The following is a 4238-nucleotide window of genomic DNA, read 5'->3' as shown; positions in this document are numbered from 1 at the left end:
ACGCTAAGACTATTTAAACTGCCACCTAGAAGAGAAGATAGGCAGTATCCAAGAGCGATAAAGCCTAAGCCATCAAAGTACCCATATAAAAAAAGAAATGCCAGTCAGCTTAACTGACTGGCATTGGGAGCCTAGGCTCCTTTTTATTTATCTAATCTGATGTTTGAAGAAGAGAATAACTATCCAAACATCAGGTTCCCTAACTTAATTTAAACCCACGTACTTGGTCATCAAGGTTACGTGCGAGTGTGAGTAGCTCTTCGCTGATCTGTTTGGAACCATGGGCGTCAACAAGTGAGCGTTCAGCATTATCACTGATAGCCACGACACTACGATTTATCTCCTCCGCGGCTAAATTTTGCTGTTCTGTCGCATCTGCAATTTGTAGATTAAGAGCATTAATCTCGTGCATTTGCGTCGAAATATCTTTTAATGCTTGTGCGACTTTTTTCACTTGATTGGCACGATCATCCGCTTCTTCACAAGAAGCACTCATCGCTGCTACTGTTTGTTGCGCTTCAGACTGTAGCTTGTCTATGGTGCGCTTAATTTCATCTGTTGAGTCGTGGGTACGAGTTGCCAACGTTCTAACTTCGTCAGCCACGACGGCAAATCCTCGCCCAGCTTCTCCTGCGCGAGCGGCTTCTATCGCTGCGTTGAGTGCTAGAAGGTTGGTTTGTTCCGCAATGCTACTGATCACTTCTAATACTTTACCCACTTCTAACGTCTGCGCTTGTAATTGAGAAACTTGCTCAGCGGCTTGTCGCACATCTTGCGCTAACTGGTTAATACTTTGCTCTGTGTGATTAGCGACAGCCATACTCTCTTCTGCAAGGTGATTGCTGCTATCAGATTTTTCTGATGCAAAGTGAGTGGTGTTCTTTACTTCGCTGGAGGAGCTTTCTAATTCATTAATTGCTGCAGCAACAGAGTCGGTTCCTTGCTTTTGCTCTTGAATTGCAAGTTCAGTGGTTTCTGCTGACGCATAAATAGATTCAGCGGAATGGATCAGTATTTTGGATGAATGAGATAACTGAGAGATATTATCTTTAAAGCTATCCATCATTTTATTGAAATTAGTCGCTAAACGTCCTAATTCATCATCAACATTATCGTCAATTCTCAACGATAAATCTTTATTTGTTGTCGCCAAGCGCATGGTACGGCCAAGCGTTTTTAATCTTAAAATGAAGAGCTTTCTGAACAGCACACCTAAAATGACAAAAGTGGTGATAAATATACCTGACAACAAGGCCGTACTTAGCCAAGTATTGTTATGCACAGTATTATCAATATCAGCAAGTGAGTAGCTTATTCTTACTGCCCCGAGCACATCTCCTTCTTTTGCTTGATGACACCCTAAACAGTTTGTCCCTTTGTAATTCTCCATCGCAACCATTGGCTTGAGGTATGTCATGATGCGATTGCCATCACGTTGTTCAATGACGAGTGTTTCTTTGCCATCAAGTGCATCAAGCTCCACTTGTGAGTTTGGTGCTTGATTTGGGTTACCCGGTCCATACAGCTTATTCACCAGTTCTGCGCGAATAATGTGGGCATCTTCAATATTTGGGTGATTACGAATTTTATCACTAAGGATCTCGCGATTAGCCATGGTGCCCGTCAGCATCATGGTATTGATCGAGTCAAAGTAATTGTCAGCTAACAGTCTTATATTACTTTCGACGGTTTCTTCAGCGAGAGTTTTTTGTTGACTACTACTACTGAGAATACTAGCAATGAGGACGAGTACGCCAGTCACTGCCAGTAACGCATAAATTTTATGTTGAATAGATTTCACACGCATCGCACCTGTTCACAATTAGAACAGTGATTATGCGTCTCTACTCAAGAACAGGTTTTGACCTAGCGCAAAATTGCCGTGCAATTTAATATAACTGGTACTTTTTCATTAATCTTGATTAATCATATGTGTAGCGAGTTGCGCTAAGGATTGCCTTAGCCCCTCTCTTAATAATGGGTTACCAACCTCTAAGTCTAATGTTTTATTCATGCAGTGCATCCATTGATCCCGTAAATCTTGGTCGATAGGAAAGGGCATGTGGCGCATTCTTAAACGCGGATGACCGTATTTTTCTGTAAATAAATCTGGGCCACCGAGCCAACCCGAAAGAAACTCAAAGAATACTTGTCTTATCCGATCTAGTGGTTGTGGGTGCATGTCGTAAAGCGGTTTTGCGTAGGGATCGGTTGCCATAATATCGTAGAAACGATTAGCAAGGTCTCGAGCACCTTGTTCTCCACCAATGATTTCATACGGGGTTTTTTCTGGGGATGGAGCACTATTTATTTGTTCGGTGGTTGCATCTTTATTGAAGATGCGTTTAATTAACTGTTTCATAATAACTCTTTCAAGGCGCTCTAAAACGATGGACAAATACGCGGTATTCGGTAATCCAATAAAGCATTCTAAATCGCCAGCAATCCATGCGCAATTCGCAAAACAAAGTCAGCAGCAATTAGAATACGAAGCTATTTTGGCACCAGTAGATGCTTTTGTTCAAACTGTATCGACATTCTTTGCTGAAGGTGGAAGCGGTGCAAATGTGACATTACCTTTCAAGGAGCAAGCATTTAGTTTTGCAAATACATTGACTGAGCGAGCCAAATTGGCAGGTGCTGTGAATACGCTGATCAAGCAAAAAGATGGCAAAGTTAAAGGCGACAATACCGATGGCGAAGGTCTTGTAAGAGATCTGATCAATCATCAAGTAAAGCTAGATAGTGCGACTATCTTATTGATAGGTGCAGGAGGCGCGGCCAAAGGATGTATCTATCCACTCCTGCAAGCTGGAGTGAAGCAGGTAGTAGTGAGCAATCGTACAGAATCAAAGGCAATACAGTTGGCTAAGCAATTTGCCACCTATGGGGATGTTAAAGGCTGTGGGCTAGATAGTATTCCTGATATTGGATTTGATATTGTGATTAATTCTACCTCTTCCAGTATTACAGGAGAGGTGCCTGCGATCTGCGCATCTGTTTTTACATCTTGTTTGGTTGCTTATGATATGTTTTACAGTGAGCAACAAACAAGTTTCTTAAACTGGGTCGCACAACATAACCAAGATACGCAATTAATCGATGGTATCGGTATGTTAGTAGAGCAAGCCGCTGAAGCATTTTATCAATGGCGAGGTGTACGACCTGATACATCAAAAACGTCCAAGCTGATTAGAGGTTGAATATGAATCAAGCAATACTGTTTAATGATGACATCAGTTATCAGCAAGGTGAGTTAACTTTTACAGCAATGGCCTGTGGGCAGCTGATCCGCTGTAAAATAACAACAGAGCTTGATCTGGAAGCTGCATTAGCGCACTTTGCTCAGCATCAATTTGATTATGAAATGCAGGCTGAGCAGTTAATTGAAGATGAAGCGTTTAATGAGGCAGGAGAGGTAAGCTTAGCTTTCCTCTAAATATTCATCTTTCAACTCCACATAATTTTGAGCAGACACTTTTAAAAATTGTAGCTCTTGTTCGGTGAGGGGTCTTGCTTGTTTTACCGGACTGCCGACATATAAAAAACCGGACTCAAGGTTTTTATTAGGCGGGACAAGTGCACCACCACCAATGATAACGTCATCTCCTACGGTGACGTTATCCATAATAATTGCACCCATACCCACGAGAATACGATTACCAAGTTTGCAACCATGCAGCATGACTTTATGACCAACAGTCACATCATCACCAATAATAAGCGGGTAACCGTCAGGTACTGAAGCGCTCTTTCTTGTTAAATGCAGTACGCTGCCGTCTTGAACATTGGTTCGTTTACCTATCTTGATGTAGTTAACATCGCCTCTGGCTGCAACCAATGGCCAAACGCTGCTGTCTTCGCCAACTTCTATATCGCCAACCAAAACGGATGACTCATCAATATAAACGCCTTGTGCTAAGCGTGGGGATTTACCTTTATAACTTCTAAGCATGCCTAGATTACTCATCTCTCGTTTCTTGTGTCACTAGTTTAGAGTGTTGAATTGTAAAACTCTAGTATGAAAAAACTGCAAAAAGATAAGTAAAAGTGTCAAAAATAAGCGTTTCGTTTTATTTTTGCTCGAACAAACGTTTTTTTGCAATTTTCTTCAAAAAAAGGGTTGCACTTAAATCGGATCTCCCTATAATGCGCATCCACCGACACGGGGAGCAACGCTGAAAAGCAACGAGCCAACGAGTCGGGAGTCAAATAAAACTTGAGTTTGAATGCTTCGA

Annotated in this window: 5 protein-coding genes; 2 read left to right on the top strand and 3 right to left on the bottom strand. The window is 41.8% G+C overall.

All coding sequences use genetic code 11. The annotated features are described in order from the left end of the window. Positions 1 to 199 precede the first annotated feature (199 nt). Together F9Y84_RS21680 and F9Y84_RS21675 are read right to left on the bottom strand one after the other, a co-directional pair. Positions 200 to 1807: a methyl-accepting chemotaxis protein gene (locus F9Y84_RS21680; RefSeq protein ID WP_125253686.1), complete on the bottom strand. Its 1608-nt coding sequence runs from the start codon at positions 1805 to 1807 to the stop codon at positions 200 to 202. 105 nt (positions 1808 to 1912) lie between these two features. Continuing rightward, positions 1913 to 2362 carry a group II truncated hemoglobin gene (locus F9Y84_RS21675; RefSeq protein ID WP_147391424.1) on the bottom strand — a complete coding sequence of 150 codons (450 nt, stop codon included), beginning with the start codon at positions 2360 to 2362 and terminating at the stop codon, positions 1913 to 1915. 28 nt (positions 2363 to 2390) lie between these two features. Here F9Y84_RS21675 and aroE point away from each other — a divergent pair, with 28 nt between their 5' ends. After that, entirely contained in the window at positions 2391 to 3203 is an 813-nt protein-coding gene (gene aroE / locus F9Y84_RS21670; protein WP_147391423.1) for a shikimate dehydrogenase, read from the top strand. Between the two features lie 2 nt (positions 3204 to 3205). After that, the gene (locus F9Y84_RS21665; protein WP_125253689.1) at positions 3206 to 3439 is read left to right on the top strand and encodes a DUF1488 family protein; all 234 of its coding nucleotides are present in this window, start codon (positions 3206 to 3208) and stop codon (positions 3437 to 3439) included. Here F9Y84_RS21665 and F9Y84_RS21660 read toward each other — a convergent pair. Further along, complete coding sequence (locus tag F9Y84_RS21660; RefSeq protein WP_147391422.1) at positions 3425 to 3970, bottom strand: gamma carbonic anhydrase family protein; 546 nt, start codon at positions 3968 to 3970, stop codon at positions 3425 to 3427. The two genes, F9Y84_RS21665 and F9Y84_RS21660, sit on opposite strands and share 15 nt — an antisense overlap. Between the last annotated feature and the right edge of the window lie 268 nt (positions 3971 to 4238).

The sequence above is a fragment of the Pseudoalteromonas peptidolytica genome (assembly GCF_012641745.1).
Classification (GTDB): domain Bacteria; phylum Pseudomonadota; class Gammaproteobacteria; order Enterobacterales; family Alteromonadaceae; genus Pseudoalteromonas; species Pseudoalteromonas peptidolytica.
Note: the sequence above shows the minus strand (reverse complement) of the source record. Positions and strands in the feature narration are given on the sequence as shown.